A 16,698-nucleotide genomic window follows, 5' to 3' on the forward strand; every position below is an offset into this window, starting at 1 on the left:
CCATACGGCATTAAGGGGCTTGGAGACGACATGACGACTTTCGACGATCGCGAGCGGGCGTTCGAGGCAAAATATGTTCGCGACGAGGATATGGCGTTCCGTGTCACCGCGCGCCGCAATCGGCTGCTTGGCCAGTGGGCCGGCGCCAAGATGAACCTTACCCCCGAAGAGACCGATGCCTATGCCAAGGCAGTGGTCCAGGCCGATTTCGAGGAAGCCGGCGATGAGGACGTGATCCGCAAGCTGCTCGGCGATCTGCTCGCGGCAGGCGCCGAGGTCGACGAATCGATGGTGCGCCGCGCGGTCGAGGAGCAGTCGATCGAGGCGCGCCGCCAGTTGATGGAAGCCAAATAATGGCGATGGCCGCGGCCGAGATCGAGGCGCTGATCCGTGCCGGCATCCCCGATGCCCGCATCGAGATCACCGACCTTGCCGGCGACGGCGATCATTATGCCGCGCGCGTGGTGAGCCCGATGTTCCGGGGCATGCCGCGCGTCCGGCAGCATCAGGCAGTCTATGCCGCGCTCGGCGGCCGAATGGGCGGTGTGCTTCACGCGCTCCAGCTCACCACCGAAGCGCCAGTCGAGGAGTAGAATATGAGCGACGATGTGAACGCCCGGATCCAGGGCCTGGTCGACGGAAGCGACGTCCTTCTGTTCATGAAGGGCAGCCCGCTCTTCCCGCAATGCGGTTTTTCCAGCCGCGCGATCGCGATCCTCAACCATCTCGGCGTCGAATTCGAGAGCGTGGACGTGCTCCAGGACCAGGGCGTCCGCCAGGGCATCAAGGCCTTTTCGGACTGGCCGACGATCCCGCAGCTCTATGTGAAGGGCGAGTTCGTCGGCGGATCGGACATCATGATGGAAATGTACGAGAGCGGCGAACTCGCGCAGATGATGGCCGACAAGGGCGTTGCCGCAACTGCGGCCTGAATTCGCTGGATCGAGAAGGATCCCGGGGCGGGTGGGTCGACGCGAGACCGGTGCTAGCTGGTCGACCCACCCTTCATGAAGCGTCGAAACGCATCGGGATATCCGCAACGTTGCAGGCGCCGTGCCAACTCGCTCAAGCCACGCTTTTCTGACGTTTTTCAGGTTGATACGCCTTAACCATTGCTACCATCTGTAAACGGATCCGACACTGGATGCCGACGGTTGAGATAATCCGCCACGCAAAGTACGGTGGACCATGCCCCGCCAGACAGCGGAAGGATGGAATGACGCGATGCCAGTCAATCGCAGGGACATTGTGAAGGGCGTGGCGCTCGTCGCTGCTCCGCTGGGATCGGGCATGGCTGTCGCAGCGCCTGCGGCGGGAAAGATCGTCCACCATGTGTTCTTCTGGCTGAAAAATCCGCAATCCGCGGCGGATCGCGCAGAGCTGATCGCGGGAATAGGCACGCTGGGCAAGATCGAAGAGGTGCGCAGCATGCAGATCGGCGTGCCGGCCTCCACCGAGAAGCGAGAGGTGGTCGATTCGAGCTTTCACGTCTCGGAGCTGCTCGTCTTCGACAGCGTCGCGGATCAGAAGGCCTATCAGGACCACCCGATCCACCAGAAATTCGTCGCCAGCTGCGGACATCTTTGGGCGAAGGTGGTCGTCTACGACATGGTGACCGTGTAGCCGGGAATCAGTGAGGCGATCCAGGACGGTCCGCTGTCGCTCTTCGACTTCCGGCGGGTCACCTTGCTCACGCCGCCGGTGCCATGCCGCAATGGTGCAATGCGAATTTCTGAACCTATCGTTCATCGACGGTTCACCCGCTTGACTACAGACGTAATCAACGATTACACAAGTAGTCACAAGAGGGATCCCGATGAGCGAACGTATCAGCGACGCCGAACATGCCGTGATGGAGGTGCTCTGGGAGGAGTCGCCGCTCACTGCGCAGGAAGTGGCCGAGCGCGTCCCCGCCGAGCGGGACTGGAGCGCCAACACCGTCAAGACCTTGCTCGGCCGGCTGCTCGCCAAGAGCATCATCGGCCATGAGGAAGACGGGCGCCGCTATCGCTATCGCCCGCTCGTCGCTCGCGAAGACTATGTCGAGGGCGAGTCCAGGAAGTTCATCGATCGCTTGTTCGGCGGCAAGCTGACGCCGCTGGTCGCGCATCTTGCCGAGCGGGATGCGATCACAGATCAGGATATCGCCGAGATCGAAGCCCTGTTGAAGGAGCTGAAATCATGATCACCGCATCGTTGATTGGCTGGGCCCTCGAAACCATCGTCGCCACGACTGTTTTGATGCTGCTGGTGCTGGCGCTGCGCGGTCCCGTTCGCGGGCATTTCGGGCCGCACATGGCCTATGCGCTCTGGATCCTCCCGATCGGACGGCTGCTGCTGCCGCCGCTGCCGGGCGATTGGCAGCTGAGCCGCTTGTTCGCACCGCTCACCCAGCGCGCGGTGGAAGCGCCGGCAACGGTCGTCGGACTGCTCAACCCCGCCACCCTGCCGCCAGAGCTCGCCCAGGATGCGACGCTGGCGACGCTGGAGGTCGGAACGCACCAGGCCAGCCTCGCGCTGGTGCCGCCGACGATCGTCGCGGACGGGCCGAACCTGATCTTGATCCTGGCGGGCCTTTGGGCGCTGGGGGCGATCGCGTTTCTCGGCTATCATCTGATCGCGCACAGCCGCTATTGCCGCGCGCTGCTGGCCCGCGCCCGCGTCGATCGCACCGTCGCCGATGGCCGCGTCCGGGTGATCGAGACCGATGCCGCCCATGGCCCGCTCGCGTTCGGCGTGTTCCGCAAATATGTCGCCTTCCCGCGCGATTTCTCGGAGCGCTATGACGAGCTCGAGCGCGATCTGGCGCTGGCGCATGAGCTTGGCCACCATGTCCGCGGCGATCTGATCGCCAACTGGGTCGCACTGTTCGTGCTTGCCATCCACTGGTTCAATCCGATCGCCTGGCGCGCGTTTCGCGCCTTCCGCGCCGATCAGGAAATGGCGTGCGACGCGCTCGTCCTCGCCGGCCGCGCCCAGGCGCTGCGCCACGCTTATGGCCGTGCGATCGTGAAGTCGGCGCATGGCGGCGCGGTCTCGGCGGCCTGCCACCTGCACACAATCAATGAAGTCAAAGGGAGGTTACGCATGCTTACCGTCAACCGGAAATCGTCCCCCGCTCGCGTCGCGACCGGCCTGCTCAGCGTGAGCGCGCTGTCGCTCGCCGCGCTCGGCATCACCGCCTCGGGCACGCAGGCGGCCGAGCAGATCAAGACGCAGGTCGAAGCGACGATCGGCGTGGATCTGGGCCAGGACGTGCCCTTGCCTGCGGCCCCGCCCGCCGCCCCGCCCGCCGCGCCTGCGCTGCTCGCCGAGCCCGCAGCACCGCCAGCCCCGGCTGCCCCGGCAGCGCGCGAGAGCCACGTCTTCCATGTGAAGGACGACAAGGACGGCAAGCAGGTCAAGCGCGTCGTGATTGTTCGCCGCGACGGTACGTCCACGTCGACCGAGATGCCCGACTTGGAAAAGATCCGCCTCTCCGTGCCCGAGGTTCGCGACGCCAATTGCGGCACCGGCAAGGACAGGCCCACCGTCGAGCATCGCAGCGACGGCGAGAAGAAGATCATGATCATCTGCACCGATCGGATCGCGATGATCAGCGCCGATGCATCGCGGATCGCGATGCGCGGCAAGCGCCTTGGCATGGACAGCGCGCTGATGGGGCTTCGCCACGCCCGCCGCACGATCGAATCGCGCAGCGAGATGTCCGCTGCGGAGCGCGCCTCCGCGCTCAGCGGCATCGATCAGGCGATCGCCGAGGTCACCAAGGAGCGCGCGGACGTCGAAGAGGATTGATGCGTTCGGAGGCTGTTCGTCCTAGCCCTCGCGGGGCGGACATCCTTCAACCCGGGGCCGGCCGACTCCTTCGCGGCCGGCCTCGTTACGCTTCGCCGGGGTTGCCATCCCGTCCCACAGCCGCCAATTCCCCTGGATGACCGAAGTCCCCACCGGCGTCGCGCTTTCGATCGATCCGCTGGTCACGCGGGTGCTGGCGCCCAACCCGTCGCCTTACACCTTCACCGGCACGCAGACGCATCTCGTCGGCACGAGCGAAGTCGCGGTGATCGATCCCGGCCCCGACGATTCCGCGCATGTCGAGGCGCTGCTCGCGGCGATCGCCGGCCGCCGGGTCAGCGCGATCCTCTGCACCCATACCCACCGCGACCACAGCCCCGGCGCGGCGCCGATCAAGGCCGCCACCGGCGCGCCGATCGTCGGCTGCGCGCCGCTGTCGCTTGCCGATGCCGGCCCCCGCGCCGATGCCGCGTTCGACACCGGCTACACCCCCGATCGCGTGCTGGCGGACGGCGAGAGCGTCGCCGGTCCCGACTGGACGCTCGTCGCGCTCGCCACCCCCGGCCACACCTCCAACCATCTCGCCTTCGCGCTGCCCGAAACGAAGGCGCTGTTTACCGGCGATCATGTGATGGGCTGGTCGACCACCGTCGTCGCGCCGCCCGACGGCAACATGGCCGATTACATGGCGAGCCTGGCGAAGCTGATGGAGCGCGACGACCGCATCTATTACCCCGCCCATGGCGATCCGATCGAGAAGCCGCAGCGCTTCGTCCGCGGGCTGATCGGCCACCGCAAGCAGCGCGAGGGCCAGATATTGCGGCTGCTGCAGCAAGACGTCGTCGCGATCCCTGCGATGGTCGAGCGCATGTATGTGGGTCTCGATCCTCGGCTGATGGGGGCGGCGGAGCGTTCGGTGCTCGCGCATCTGATCGACTTGCAGGCGCGCGGGTTGGTCGCGGAACGGAGCGGAGACTGGAGGATGGCGGCATGAACGGATGCCTGAAGATCGGCGGCATCGTCGTCGCGATCCTGCTGGTGATCGCTGCAGGCTTCTGGTTCCTGGGCGAGAGCGTCCGGCGCCAGTTCCTCGGGGCCAATCCGGTCACCGTCGCGCAATCGAGCCTGGAGAGCCTGCGCGAGCAGAACCGCCTGTCGACCTTCCAGGCGCGCTATGTTGCGGTGGTCACCTCGAAACAGTCGCGGCTCGGCATGACCGCGCAGAAGACGATGATCATGCCCGGCATGGTCCGCTACGAAGTCGATCTGTCCAAGCTGCAGCAAAAGGACCTGCGCTGGGACGCCGGCAACAATCGCCTGTCGATCACGCTGCCGCAGGTCGAGGTGATCGGCCCGGCGGTCGATATCAACAATGTCCGCGAATATGACGGCGGCGGCCTGCTTATGACGCTGACCGACGTCGAATCGAAGCTCGACGATGCCAATCGCAAGGCGGGCCAGGCCGAGCTGGTCCGCCAGGCACGCGAGGCGACGCCGATGAAGCTCGCCCGCGACGCCACCCGCCGCGCGGTCGAGCGCAGCTTCACGATGCCGCTCAAGGCAGTCGGCATCACCGCGACCGTGGACGTGCGCTTCGCCGACGAGGCCAGGGCTCCAACCGAGCGCTGGGACACATCGCGCAGCCCCCAGGAGGTCATCGCCAACAAATGGTAGCCGGTTGAGGCCAGCGGCAAAGCTCGCTATCTGCAGGCCTGCGATGACGTGCAGGGGGTGGGCATGGCGACCTTGGCAGGACCGATGCCGGGCTTGGGGCGGGACGACCGATTCTTCCTGACGATGGCGATCGCGATGGCGCTGACCATCGTCGCGGGCTTTTCCGTCCAGGTGGCGATGGGTCGCTCGACCTTTGCCGCGCCGCCCCTGGTGCATTTCCACGCCTTCGTCTTCTTCGGGTGGGTAGTGATCTACGTCGCGCAGAATGTGCTGGTGACGCGCGGTTCGATGGCGCTGCATCGCCGGCTCGGCTGGCTCGCCGCGGGCTGGGCGAGTGCGATGGTGGTGGTCGGCATCTACACGACAGTGACGATGGTCCGGTTCGCATCCTCGCCCTTCTTCTTCCGGCCGGCTTATTTCCTCGTGATGAACTCGCTTAGCGTGATCGCCTTTGCCGGGCTCGTCGCCGCGGCGATCGCGCTGCGGCGGCGGACCGAATGGCATCGCCGCTTGCTCTTCTGCGGCATGGCGATCCTCACCGGACCCGCGCTTGGGCGGCTCCTGCCCTTGCCGCTGATGATGCCCTATGCCGAATGGGGTGTCTTCGTGGGGGTGATGCTGTTCCCGTTGGTCGGCGTGATCGCTGATCTGCGGCGTCGGGGAGGGATCCATCCCGCCTGGTGGTGGGGGCTCGCCACTATCGTCGCGATGCAGGTCTCGATGACGCTCCTGGCCTATAGCCCGCTCGGCCTGTCGATCTATGGGGCGGCGACCCGCGGCTATCCCGGCGAGGCGGTCGCCCCGCTGGAATTTCCGCCTCCGCCCGGCGGTCCCTTGATCACGGGGCGCGACACGGCCATTTGAGACGCGAACCGCTTCGCAAAGGCTCATAATATAATGGACGCACGCAACGGCATCGGCGGCAACCTCGCCGGCCTCGATCTCCGCGCCGAGATCGATCGGCTGCGCAAGGAGCGCAACGCCGTCATCCTCGCCCATTATTACCAGAAGCCCGAGCTCCAGGATCTCGCGGACTTCGTTGGCGACAGCCTCGATCTCTCGCGCAAGGCCGCCGAGACCGACGCCGACGTCATCGCTTTCTGCGGCGTCCGCTTCATGGCCGAGACCGCCAAGATCCTGTCGCCCGACAAGATCGTCGTGCTCCCCGACATGAACGCCGGTTGCAGCCTCGAGGACAGCTGCCCGCCCGATCAGTTTGCCGCCTTCCGCGCCGCGAACCCCGATCATATCGCGCTGACCTACATCAACTGCTCGGTCGAAGTGAAAGCGTTGAGCGACATCATCGTTACCAGCTCTTCGGCCGAGAAGATCCTCAGCCAGATACCGCTCGACCAGAAGATCATCTTCGGCCCCGACAAGAATCTGGGCGGCTATCTCACCCGCACGCTGGGGCGCGACATGCTGCTGTGGCCCGGCGTGTGCATCGTCCACGAGGCGTTCAGCGAGACCGAATTGCTCAAGCTCCGCGCGCGCCACCCCGGCGCGCCGATCGCCGCGCATCCCGAATGCCCGCCGCACATCCTCGATCACGCCGATTATGTCGGCTCGACCCGCGGCATCCTCGATTTCGCCAAGAGCTTCCCTGGGCAGACCCTGATCGTCGCCACCGAGCCGCACATCATCCACCAGATGGAGAAGGCGCTCCCGGAGAAGCAGTTCATCGGCGCCCCCGGCGCGGACGGCAACTGCAACTGCAACATCTGCCCCTATATGGCGCTCAACAATATGGAGAAGCTCTATCTCGCGCTGCGCGATCTGAGCCCGAGGATCGAGATCGAGGAAGGCATGCGGCTGAAGGCGAAGAAGAGCCTCGATCGCATGCTGGAGATGGCGAGCGCCAGCGTGGGGCAGGGCGATCTGGGCCCGGTGCCCGCGGTGGGCGGCGATCCGCAGAAGGGCGACTGAGCCCGGCATGATGCGCGGGCTCGCGCCGGAGGCCCGCTACGGGCTAGCGGCGGCGCTGCTCTGCGCCGTCGTGCTGCTCTTCTTCTGGCCGGGCGTCGCCCATTATGACAGCGTCGCGCAATATCAGCAGGTCGTCTCCGGCGCCTATAATGACTGGCACCCGCCGGTGATGGCGCGGCTCTGGTCGCTATCATATGCGCTGGGCTGGGCGGGGCAGGGCCCGATGTTCGCGCTGCAGACCCTGCTCTGGTGGGCCGGGCTGGGCCTGCTTGCCGCGGCACTTGCCCGCAGCGGCGCCCGCATCGCGGCGCTGGCGGTGGTCGCTCTGGGGCTCTGGCCCCCCTTGCTCGGCTGGCAGGCGCTGGTCGTCAAGGATGGCCAGATGGCCGCCGCGCTGGTCGCCGCCACCGGGATCGTGGCCTGGAAGCGGTTTGCCGAACGACCGGTCGGCTGGGTCGCGACAACAGCGGTGCTGCTGTTGCTCGGCTACGCACTGCTCGTCCGCGCCAACGCCGTCTTCGCGGTCGCGCCGCTCGCGGTAGGGCTGCTTGCGCCGGGCGGCTGGCAGGCGTGGCGCTCGCGGACCGTCCTGATCGGCGCAGTAGCGCTGGCGGCATTGGCGCTCTCGCCGCTGATCAACGCGCGCATCTTCGGTGCCGAGCCGAGCGGCGTCGCGGCGACCCAGCCGCTGTTCGACATGGCCGGGATCGCGCACCGTGCCGGCCCGCACGCGGTGCCGATGGTGCCGGCCGAGACGTGGCAGCGGCTGGAGGCCGAACGCTGTTCTTCCTCGGTGCTGTGGGACAATTTCTCGATCGGCAAACGCTGCGACTATATCCAGCGCGACCTGACCGGCCGACCGCGGCAGGAGATATTCGCGGCCTGGATGCGCGCGATCCGCGCGCATCCGGACGCCTATCTCTCGCATCGGCTGGCGCATTGGAACGCGACGATGCGCTGGTTCGTCCCGTGGCACTTCCCGCAGGCGGTGCCCCAGGCCGAGTCGCTGCCGAACCGGCTGGGGCTGGCCACGCCCGGGCGCCAGGTGATCGCGTTCGATAGGGTCGCCGGATGGCTCGCGAACAGCCCGCTCGGCGCGCCGATTCTCGCATTCGCGGCCGCATTGGCGGTGCTGGCGCTGGCGAAGCCCGCCCAAATCACCGCGCACGGGCTCGCGGTCTCGCTCGCGCTTTCGGCGGTCGCGATGGAGGCGAGCTTCCTGTTCCTCAGCATCGCCAGCGACATGCGCTATCACCTCTGGTCGATGCTGGCGGCCTGGCTGTCGCTGATCCTGCTGCTCACTCAGCCATTGCCCTGGCGCCGTGCTCGGATCGCGCTGCTGTTGCTGGCGCTGATCGCGCTGACATCGCTTGGCGCGCGGCTGCTGCTCCCGCAGATCGGCGACGATTATGCGGCCCTGCTGCGCTGATCGCAGGCGCGTTAGCCGGGCTCGCCGGCGCCGAACAAGGGCAGCGGGTCCGCCGCGCCACGCTCCGGTTCGAAGTTGGAAACCGTCACCCCCACCAGCCGGATCCCCATCTCCGGCGGCAGCACCAGCCGGATCAGGTCGCAGCTCGCCGCCCGCAGTGCCGCATGGCTCCGCACCACCGTCGCAAAGCTCTTGCTGCGGGTGATAAGACGGAAGTCGGCGAACTTGATCTTCACCGTCACCGTGCGCCCGAATGCCTGTGCCTTCTCGCACCAGCCCCACACATCGTCGGCCATACGCAGCACCCCCGCCTCGATCTCGGCCGGGTCGGTCAGGTCGCGGTTGAAGGTGGTTTCCGAGCCGGAAGACTTGCGCTCGCGCGAGGGGTTCACCGGGCGATGATCCTCGCCGCGCGCGATCGCATGATACCATTCGGCCGCGCTGCCGAAATGCGCCTGCAGGAACTCGAGCGGCTTGGCCTTCAGGTCGGCGCCGGTCTCGATCCCCAGCCGCTTCATCTTCGCCGCGGTCACCGGGCCCACGCCGTGGAAGCGCGCCACCGGCAGTGTCTCGACCCAGGCCGGGCCCATATCCGGCGTCACCGCGAATTGGCCGTTGGGCTTGCGCTGGTCCGAGGCCAGCTTGGCGAGGAACTTGTTGTACGAGATGCCCGCCGAGGCGGTGAGCCCGGTCTCCGCCAGGATTCGCGCGCGGATCGCCTTCGCGGTGGCCCAGGCGGTCTCGATGCCCTGCAGATTGTCGGTCACGTCGAGATAGGCCTCGTCGAGCGAAAGCGGCTGGATCAGGCCGCTAAACTCGGCGAAGATCGCATGGATCTGCCGCGACACCGCCTTGTACACCTCGAAGCGCGGCGGCACGAAGATCAGCTCGGGGCAGCGCCGCGCCGCAGTGACCGAGGGCAGTGCCGATCGCACTCCGAATTTGCGCGCCTCATAACTCGCCGCCGCCACCACCCCGCGCGCCGCGCCATGCCCCACCGCCACCGGCTTCCCGCGCAGCGCGGGATCGTCGCGTTGCTCCACCGATGCGAAAAAGGCATCCATATCGACATGCAATATCTTGCGGACAGGCGGACTCACGCCGCGCTTCTAGCGGCAATCGAACAATAGGGGAACGGGGCTGACAATGCGCTACGCCCGGCCTAGAGCGCGAACATGACCTTCTCTCTCGACCGCTTCGACCTGGACGCCTTCGTGCGCGCAACCCTCGCCGAGGATCTGGGCGGGGAAGGGGACATCACCTCGCAGGCGGTGATTCCGGCGGACGCACTGTTCGAGGGCGTGATGGACAGCCGCGATCCGATCGTCGTCGCCGGCCTGCCGATCGCCGAGGCCTTCTTCCGCGCGCTCGATCCGGACGTGGCGATCGAGCGACTGGTCGGGGAAGGTCAGTCGGTTCCCGCCGCGACCGATCTGCTCCGCCTGCGCGGCAAGGCCCGGGCGATGCTCACCGCCGAACGTTCGGCGCTCAACACCGTGCAGCATCTTTCGGGCATCGCAACGATGACGCGCGCCTATGTGGACGCCATCGGCGGCACTGGCGCGACGCTGCTCGACACGCGCAAGACGCTGCCCGGGCTGCGGGTCCTCGAGAAATATGCGACCCGCATGGGAGGCGCCGAAAACCATCGCATGGGGCTGTGGGACGCGGCGATGATCAAGGACAATCATGTAGCGGTGGCGGGCTCGGTCGGCGAGGCGGTCCGCCGCGCGGTCGCCGCCGGGATCGAGCGGATCATCGTCGAGGTCGACCGCATCGATCAGATCGAACCCGCGCTTGCCGCCGGCGCCACGCACCTGTTGCTCGATAATATGGGCCCGCCGATGCTGCGCGAGGCGGTCGCCCTCGTCGCGGGCCGCGTTCCGACCGAAGCCTCGGGCGGCGTGCGGCTCGACACGATCCGCGCGATCGCGGAGACCGGCGTGAGCTATGTCAGCGTCGGCCGCCTGACCCAGTCCGCGCCCGCGGCCGACATCGGCCTCGATTTCGCTGCGGTCTAGACGGGGTCGGCTGGAGTTTGATCCAGCTCGATGAGCCAGCCCCACCCCGGCGCAGGCCGAGGCCCAGTTGCGAACTGTTCGAGAAGCGGGATGCCATTCCCAGTCCGCCGATACTGGGCCCCGGCGTTCGCCGGGGTGGAAGATGAACGGCGCCGAGCTTCACTCTCGGTCGAAACAGCTCCGTCCGGACAGGTTCAAAGCGTGCGCCGGGATGACGGCTTAACGCACTGGTGATCCAACGTTAGGCCCGCGCGTCAATCCTGATGGATCACCACGGTCGACGGGTGGTGTTTGTCCAGATGCCGCTTGATGATCCGCAGGTTACGGGTGTTCGAGCGGAAGAAGAAATCCGGGATCGCGCCGACCCAGGGGATCAGCCCGAGCAGCCAGTCGAAGCCGACATTGCCCGCCATCCGCGCGATCGCGCTCTTGGGCATGCCCAGATTGCGCGCCTCCCAGGTCATGTAGAGCCCCATCGCTGCGCCGACCGAGGTGCCGATGCCCGGAATCAGGTTGAGGACGACGTCCAACCCGACGGGCTGGTTCGTGCCCGGGATATTGAAACTGCGCTCGAGCAGATGCTCCATCGTCTCGACGCGGCGGCGGACGTCCGCCGCTTCCTTGCCCAGCGGCAGCTTCTTCGCCGCGTCGCGCATGCCCGATGCCATTCGTGTTGGTTTAGCCACCGGTCACTCCGTTTCGTTTCGCAGGTGGTTCAACGGGTGCCAGGCGCGGGTGTTCCGCTGCCAGGCGCCGAGCCGCAGCGCCACGACCGACCAGCGCAGCGGCTGGGCGATCGGGATATAGGCGCTGTCCACTGTCAGCGCGATGTCGGCCTCGGCAATGCGCAGCGCCCGCGCCGCCAGATCGGGTGCGTCGCGCCCTGCGGCCACCAGGTCCAGCAATTCCTTCGGACAGCCCAGGCACGCCGTCTGCACGAACCAGCGGCCGCTGTCATAGGGGGCCACCTCGTCGATCAGCCGCAGGTCCGCCGACGCATCGGGGCCCACGCGTTGCGGCACAATGCCCACGCTGCGCAGCGACGCCGCCAGATGCGCCCAGACCAGCATCGCCCCGGGGCCATAGGGCAAGGCGATCCGTATGCTCGGCGCTTCGCCTTCGGCGCGCCGCCAGGTTGCTACCCGCGCGCGCGCCACCTCTCGCCGCGCGTCGAGCGGCAGCGTCTCCCAGCCGGGCCGCGCCGGCGCTGCCGCCGAATCGAGCTGGGCCGGCAGCAAGGTCTCGATCGGGCGCCAGTCCGACATCAGCGCCTCCGTGAGTGCCCGCCGGTCAATCGCCATCGCGATCGCGGCACGATTCTGCGCGTCCGCCAGGAATCCCAGCCGGTTCACCACGGCCAATCCGAACAGGCCGATCGCCGGGTCGATCCGGACATTCGTCGGCGCGATGTCGGCCTGCGCCACGATCGGCCAGTCGGTGAAGCGCCCGCCCAGGATCAGATCGGATTCGCGCGCCGTGAATCGCGCCAGCGCCAGCGCGGCACGCTCGCCGATCAGCCTTGCCGTCTCCTCGGGCACCGGCGCCGCCTGGTCGACGATCCGGCTGGGATCGGCGGCGGGGCTCAGCAGCGTCGCATTGCGCCCGGCGGGGGCGGATCGAAAGGGCCCGCTGCCGTCGAGCGCGCCGGTGCGAAACACCGCCAGTTCGGGTTGCGCGAACAGCTTGAGCAGATCGGGACGCGGACGCTTGAGCCGGACTTCGATCACCTGCGGCGTCATCTCGACCACTTCGTCGATCACCGACAGGAAGGGCGCGAGCACATTGTCGCTGCCCGGCGCTGCGGCACGCCGCAATACGCGCACCACCTGCGCCGCGGTCACTGCGCTGCCGTCGTTCCAATAGGCCTCGCGCAGGCGAAAGATGTAGCTGCGCCCGTCGTCGATCACGATCCAGCGCTCGGCAAGGCCGGGCTCGACGCCACCGGCAGCGTCGAAGCGCACCAGTCCCTGGGCAGTCGCGCCCATCAATATGCGCGCCGCGGTGTCCAGCGGCTTCAGGCTCGGGTCGGCGGGCCGTGGCACGCCCGCGATCGCGCTAACCACCACCGGCGCATCATCCTTGCGCTGGCCCTTGCCCCCGCACCCGCCCAGCGCCAGGCCGAGCAGGAGAAGGACGGGGATTTTGTTCATCGGGGCCTTCGCTTGTCGGGTCCGGCCGGGTGTATGGCCCAGGATCGGGCCTGCCAACCCCGCACCGCAGCTTGCCTGTCGCGAAAGCGGCAATGCTGGTGCGGACGGCGGGACTCGAACCCGCACGCCCCGAAGGGCAGGAGATTTTAAGTCTCCGGCGTCTACCGATTCCGCCACGTCCGCATCAATGTCAGCAAGCGCATGAGGCCGGAACCGTCAAGCAGTTCCGGCCTCATCGGCGTTTCGATTTCAGGCAAGCGCGCTCAGACGTTGAGCCGGATGCGCATTTCCTTGCCGGGCTTGAAATAGGGGACGCGCTTGGGCTCGACCTCGACGGTCTCTCCGGTGCGCGGGTTGCGACCGGTGCGGCCGTCGCGCGCGCGGGTGGAAAATGCACCGAAGCCGCGAAGCTCGACGCGGCCGTCTTCGGTCAGGCGACCCACGATCTCGTCGAAGAAGACCGAGACGATCTTCTCCACTTCGCGGACCGCCAAACCGGGATTGTCATCGACCAGCATCTGCACGAGTTCCGAACGGATCATCCGCACCCTCCCTTGGCGCTTTGGCAATTGCAGTCGCGTGAAGCGGCGAAATTCCCAATGTGGGGAATGCTCTAGCGCCGATTACACATCTGCATCAACCAGAAGATTTTAGAATCTCGGTCTTGGCAGGGACCGGAGGGAAGCGGCCGGAGCCGCTTCCCCCTTCGGCCTCAGTTCTTCTCGTTGCGAGCCTTGAGCGCCTCGCCGAGAATGTCGCCCAGCGACGCGCCCGAATCGGACGAGCCATATTGCTGCACGGCCTGCTTCTCTTCGGCGATCTGCATCGCCTTGATCGAGAAGGTCGGCTTCTTCGAACGATCGAAGCCGGTGACCATCGCGTCGAACTTCTGGCCGACCTGGAAGCGCTCGGGGCGCTGCTCGTCGCGGTCGCGGCCCAGATCGGTCCGCTTGATGAAGCCGGTCGCGCCATCGTCGCCCACCTGCACTTCGAGGCCCGCATCGCGGACTTCGAGCACCGTGACGGTGACGACGGCATTCTTGTTGACGGTGGTGCCGGCGGCACCCGCTGCGCCACCCGCTGCCGGAGCCGACGAAGGTCCGCCGCGCTCGAGCTGCTTCATGCCGAGGCTGATGCGCTCCTTGTCCGCCTCGATCGCGAGCACGACCGCGGAAACGGTCTCGCCCTTGCGGTGCAGGTTGAGCGCGTCCTCGCCCGAGATGCCCCAGGCGATGTCGGACATGTGGACCATGCCGTCGACGTCGTTGTCCAGGCCGATGAACAGGCCGAACTCGGTGGCGTTCTTGACTTCGCCCTCGACGGTCGAACCAACCGGATGCTCGGCCGCGAAGGCCTCCCACGGATTGGCCTGTGCCTGCTTGAGACCCAGCGAGATGCGGCGCTTTTCCTGATCGACCTCGAGGACGACCACATCGACTTCCTGCGAAGTCGAGACGATCTTGCCCGGATGGACGTTCTTCTTGGTCCAGCTCATTTCGCTGACATGGACCAGGCCTTCGATGCCTGCTTCCAGCTCGACGAACGCACCATATTCGGTGATGTTGGTCACGCGGCCGGTGAGCTTGGCGCCGAGCGGATACTTCGCCGCTGCGCCATCCCAGGGATCGCTCTCGAGCTGCTTCATGCCCAGCGAGATGCGCTGCGTGTCGCGGTTGATGCGGATGATCTGCACCTTCACCGTGTCGCCGATGTTCAGCACTTCGCTCGGATGGTTGACGCGCTTGTAGCTCAGGTCGGTGACGTGGAGCAGGCCGTCGATGCCGCCCAGATCAACGAACGCACCATAATCGGTGATGTTCTTGACGACGCCGTCGATCACCTGGCCCTCGGCGAGGCTCTGGATCAGGCCCGAACGCTGCTCGGCGCGGGTCTCTTCGAGGACGGCGCGGCGCGAAACGACGATGTTGCCGCGCTTGCGATCCATCTTGAGAATCTGGAAGGGCTGCTCGATATCCATCAGCGGGGTGACGTCACGAACCGGACGGATATCGACCTGCGAGCCGGGCAGGAAGGCCACGGCGCCCGATAGGTCGACGGTGAAGCCGCCCTTGACGCGGCCGAAGATGACGCCGGTGACGCGTGCGGTCTTGGCGAATTCGGTTTCCAGCGTATCCCAGGCGGCTTCGCGGCGGGCGCGGTCGCGGCTGAGCATCGCTTCGCCGTTCGCATTCTCGACGCGGTCGACATAGACCTGGACTTCGTCGCCGACCTTCAGGTCGGCCTTCTGGCCCGGCGCCGCGAATTCGCGCAGCGGCACGCGGCCTTCGGACTTGAGGCCCACGTCGATGACGGCGAGATCGTTCTCGATCGCGGTGACGGTGCCGATGACGACGCGTCCCTCGAAGGAATCCGCGCTGCCGAGAGTTTGTTCGAGGAGCGCCGCGAAATCGTCGCGGCTGGGGTTTGCCGTAGTGGCCATGGGTTAGAGTGTCCTAGTTCTTCGTTTTTCCGGCCAACCGGTTGGATCCGGCGGTCTTGTGGCCGATGTACCGCGGCGGCCGAACGCCGGTCGCGGCATCCAGGCGGACGGCAGCAGGCGGAGGACTAGACGCGGTTGAATGCGAAAAGGACGCACGAGCGTGGCTCTTGGGCGTCATACCTCCCCGAGCAGCCGCTCGTCGGACCGGGCGCGCATAGCCGAAGAGGGCGTGGGAGGCAAGGTGTGTGGTGGGCGCCATTGCAGTCTGCAAGGCGCGGTGTCAGGTGCGGTCCGGCTTCGCCCAGTAGGCAAGGAAAGGCACCAAATGGAATATGTCGATCAACGGTTCGAGGGGGTCAACGTCACCCTCGACGGCAACAGTTTCCGCAACTGCATCTTTCGCGACGTGATTTTCGAATATGCCGGCGGACCGGTGGAAATGACCAACTCCAACATGGATCGCTTCTCGTTCCAGTTCGGCGGCGACTTAGCCCAGGGCCTGTTCACGCTCTACCAGCTCTTCGGCACCGACAACATGCTGGCGATCCTGCGCGGATACACCGAACCCGGCGCGGGCGGCGACGTCACGATCCAGGTCTAGCCTTGCGGCAAGCGGTCGGTATCAGCCCGCGGCCCGCTTCTTCGCTTCCACCAGCGCGATCGCCCGCTGCAGGGCCGCGTCGATCGACAGGAAGCTGGTATCCAGCAAGGCCGCGTCGGGGGCCTGGAGCATCGGCGCCTCGCTGCGCTTCGAATCGCGTTCGTCCCTTGCACGGATGTCGGCCAGCACCTTGTCGAGGCTGATGTTCGCGCCCTGCTTGCGCAATTCGATGTGGCGGCGCTGGGCACGGATCATCGGGGTCGCCTTCACGAACAGCTTCACGTCGGCGTCGGGGGCGATCACCGTGCCGATGTCGCGCCCGTCGAGGATCGCGCCGCCGGGCTGGTGCGCGAACTTCTTCTGCCGATTGAGCAAGGCCGCGCGCACCAGGGGATGCGCCGAGACGACCGACGCGATCTTGCCCACCTCGTCGGTGCGAAGGCCCGGATCGTCGAGCAGCGCATCGTCGAAGCTGCACGACGCGACCGCGTCGGCCTCGACCGCCGGGTTCAGCCCCTCGCGCAGCACGTTCGCGGCCACGGCGCGGTAGAGCAAGCCGGTATCCAGGTGGGGCAAGTCATAATGGCGCGCCAGAGCGCGTGCGATGGTTCCCTTGCCCGATGCGGCGGGTCCGTCGACGGCGATGATCATAAAGACAGGTC

At 66.8% G+C, this 16,698-nt stretch carries 19 protein-coding genes and 1 tRNA gene; 13 read left to right on the plus strand and 7 right to left on the minus strand.

Annotated features, from left to right (window positions below):
* Nucleotides 1–30: 30 nt before the first annotated feature.
* From OKW87_RS16925 to OKW87_RS16975, 11 genes are all read left to right on the plus strand, one after another.
* Nucleotides 31–354 (plus strand): DUF1476 domain-containing protein, encoded by a 324-nt coding sequence (locus tag OKW87_RS16925; protein ID WP_265541230.1) that lies wholly within the window; start codon nt 31–33, stop codon nt 352–354.
* Nucleotides 354–593 (plus strand): BolA family transcriptional regulator, encoded by a 240-nt coding sequence (locus tag OKW87_RS16930; protein WP_265541232.1) that lies wholly within the window; start codon nt 354–356, stop codon nt 591–593. The genes OKW87_RS16925 and OKW87_RS16930 overlap by 1 nt, the downstream gene beginning before the upstream one ends.
* 3 nt (nt 594–596) lie before the next feature.
* Nucleotides 597–932 (plus strand): Grx4 family monothiol glutaredoxin, encoded by a 336-nt coding sequence (gene grxD, locus OKW87_RS16935; protein ID WP_265541234.1) that lies wholly within the window; start codon nt 597–599, stop codon nt 930–932.
* A 292-nt stretch (nt 933–1,224) separates the two neighbouring features.
* Nucleotides 1,225–1,623 carry a Dabb family protein gene (locus OKW87_RS16940; protein WP_265541236.1) on the plus strand — a complete coding sequence of 133 codons (399 nt, stop codon included), beginning with the start codon at nt 1,225–1,227 and terminating at the stop codon, nt 1,621–1,623.
* A 193-nt stretch (nt 1,624–1,816) separates the two neighbouring features.
* Nucleotides 1,817–2,185, plus strand: coding sequence for a BlaI/MecI/CopY family transcriptional regulator (locus OKW87_RS16945; protein ID WP_265541237.1), 369 nt, complete (start codon nt 1,817–1,819; stop codon nt 2,183–2,185).
* Nucleotides 2,182–3,795 carry a M56 family metallopeptidase gene (locus tag OKW87_RS16950; RefSeq protein WP_265541239.1) on the plus strand — a complete coding sequence of 538 codons (1,614 nt, stop codon included), beginning with the start codon at nt 2,182–2,184 and terminating at the stop codon, nt 3,793–3,795. Before OKW87_RS16945 ends, OKW87_RS16950 begins: the two co-directional genes overlap by 4 nt.
* 136 nt (nt 3,796–3,931) lie before the next feature.
* Nucleotides 3,932–4,789: an MBL fold metallo-hydrolase gene (locus tag OKW87_RS16955; protein ID WP_265541241.1), complete on the plus strand. Its 858-nt coding sequence runs from the start codon at nt 3,932–3,934 to the stop codon at nt 4,787–4,789.
* Nucleotides 4,786–5,469, plus strand: a complete 684-nt coding sequence (locus OKW87_RS16960; RefSeq protein WP_265541242.1) for a DUF4230 domain-containing protein — start codon at nt 4,786–4,788, stop codon at nt 5,467–5,469. The genes OKW87_RS16955 and OKW87_RS16960 overlap by 4 nt, the downstream gene beginning before the upstream one ends.
* 63 nt (nt 5,470–5,532) lie before the next feature.
* Complete coding sequence (locus OKW87_RS16965; protein WP_265541244.1) at nt 5,533–6,333, plus strand: hypothetical protein; 801 nt, start codon at nt 5,533–5,535, stop codon at nt 6,331–6,333.
* 33 nt (nt 6,334–6,366) lie between these two features.
* Complete coding sequence (nadA, locus tag OKW87_RS16970) at nt 6,367–7,395, plus strand: quinolinate synthase NadA (RefSeq protein ID WP_265541245.1); 1,029 nt, start codon at nt 6,367–6,369, stop codon at nt 7,393–7,395.
* Nucleotides 7,396–7,402: 7 nt separating this feature from the next.
* Complete coding sequence (locus OKW87_RS16975; RefSeq protein WP_265541247.1) at nt 7,403–8,824, plus strand: hypothetical protein; 1,422 nt, start codon at nt 7,403–7,405, stop codon at nt 8,822–8,824.
* Nucleotides 8,825–8,835: 11 nt separating this feature from the next.
* Here the strand turns inward: OKW87_RS16975 and dinB are convergent, their stop codons facing one another.
* Complete coding sequence (gene dinB / locus OKW87_RS16980; protein ID WP_265541249.1) at nt 8,836–9,924, minus strand: DNA polymerase IV; 1,089 nt, start codon at nt 9,922–9,924, stop codon at nt 8,836–8,838.
* A 75-nt stretch (nt 9,925–9,999) separates the two neighbouring features.
* Between dinB and nadC the strand changes: the two genes are divergently transcribed.
* The gene (gene nadC, locus OKW87_RS16985) at nt 10,000–10,845 is read left to right on the plus strand and encodes a carboxylating nicotinate-nucleotide diphosphorylase (protein WP_265541250.1); all 846 of its coding nucleotides are present in this window, start codon (nt 10,000–10,002) and stop codon (nt 10,843–10,845) included.
* A 254-nt stretch (nt 10,846–11,099) separates the two neighbouring features.
* Here the strand turns inward: nadC and OKW87_RS16990 are convergent, their stop codons facing one another.
* The 5 genes from OKW87_RS16990 to rpsA form a co-directional block, all read right to left on the minus strand.
* Nucleotides 11,100–11,513: a DUF4112 domain-containing protein gene (locus OKW87_RS16990; protein ID WP_443025109.1), complete on the minus strand. Its 414-nt coding sequence runs from the start codon at nt 11,511–11,513 to the stop codon at nt 11,100–11,102.
* Between the two features lie 21 nt (nt 11,514–11,534).
* On the minus strand, nt 11,535–12,995 hold the full coding sequence (locus OKW87_RS16995) for an ABC transporter substrate-binding protein (RefSeq protein WP_265541252.1): 1,461 nt from the start codon (nt 12,993–12,995) through the stop codon (nt 11,535–11,537).
* A gap of 96 nt (nt 12,996–13,091) precedes the next feature.
* Nucleotides 13,092–13,178, minus strand: a tRNA-Leu gene (locus OKW87_RS17000).
* An 80-nt stretch (nt 13,179–13,258) separates the two neighbouring features.
* Complete coding sequence (locus OKW87_RS17005) at nt 13,259–13,537, minus strand: HU family DNA-binding protein (RefSeq protein WP_265541253.1); 279 nt, start codon at nt 13,535–13,537, stop codon at nt 13,259–13,261.
* A gap of 170 nt (nt 13,538–13,707) precedes the next feature.
* Nucleotides 13,708–15,435 (minus strand): 30S ribosomal protein S1, encoded by a 1,728-nt coding sequence (gene rpsA, locus OKW87_RS17010; protein WP_265541254.1) that lies wholly within the window; start codon nt 15,433–15,435, stop codon nt 13,708–13,710.
* Between the two features lie 325 nt (nt 15,436–15,760).
* On the opposite strand from rpsA, the gene OKW87_RS17015 reads away from it, so the two are divergent.
* A complete protein-coding gene (locus OKW87_RS17015; RefSeq protein ID WP_265541255.1) occupies nt 15,761–16,036 on the plus strand; it encodes a hypothetical protein in 276 nt (91 codons plus the stop codon).
* Nucleotides 16,037–16,057: 21 nt separating this feature from the next.
* Here OKW87_RS17015 and OKW87_RS17020 read toward each other — a convergent pair whose 3' ends face one another.
* Nucleotides 16,058–16,687: a (d)CMP kinase gene (locus OKW87_RS17020; protein ID WP_265541257.1), complete on the minus strand. Its 630-nt coding sequence runs from the start codon at nt 16,685–16,687 to the stop codon at nt 16,058–16,060.
* Between the last annotated feature and the right edge of the window lie 11 nt (nt 16,688–16,698).

Origin of the sequence: Sphingomonas sp. M1-B02, from assembly GCF_026167525.1 — a bacterium.
Lineage (GTDB): Bacteria > Pseudomonadota > Alphaproteobacteria > Sphingomonadales > Sphingomonadaceae > Sphingomonas.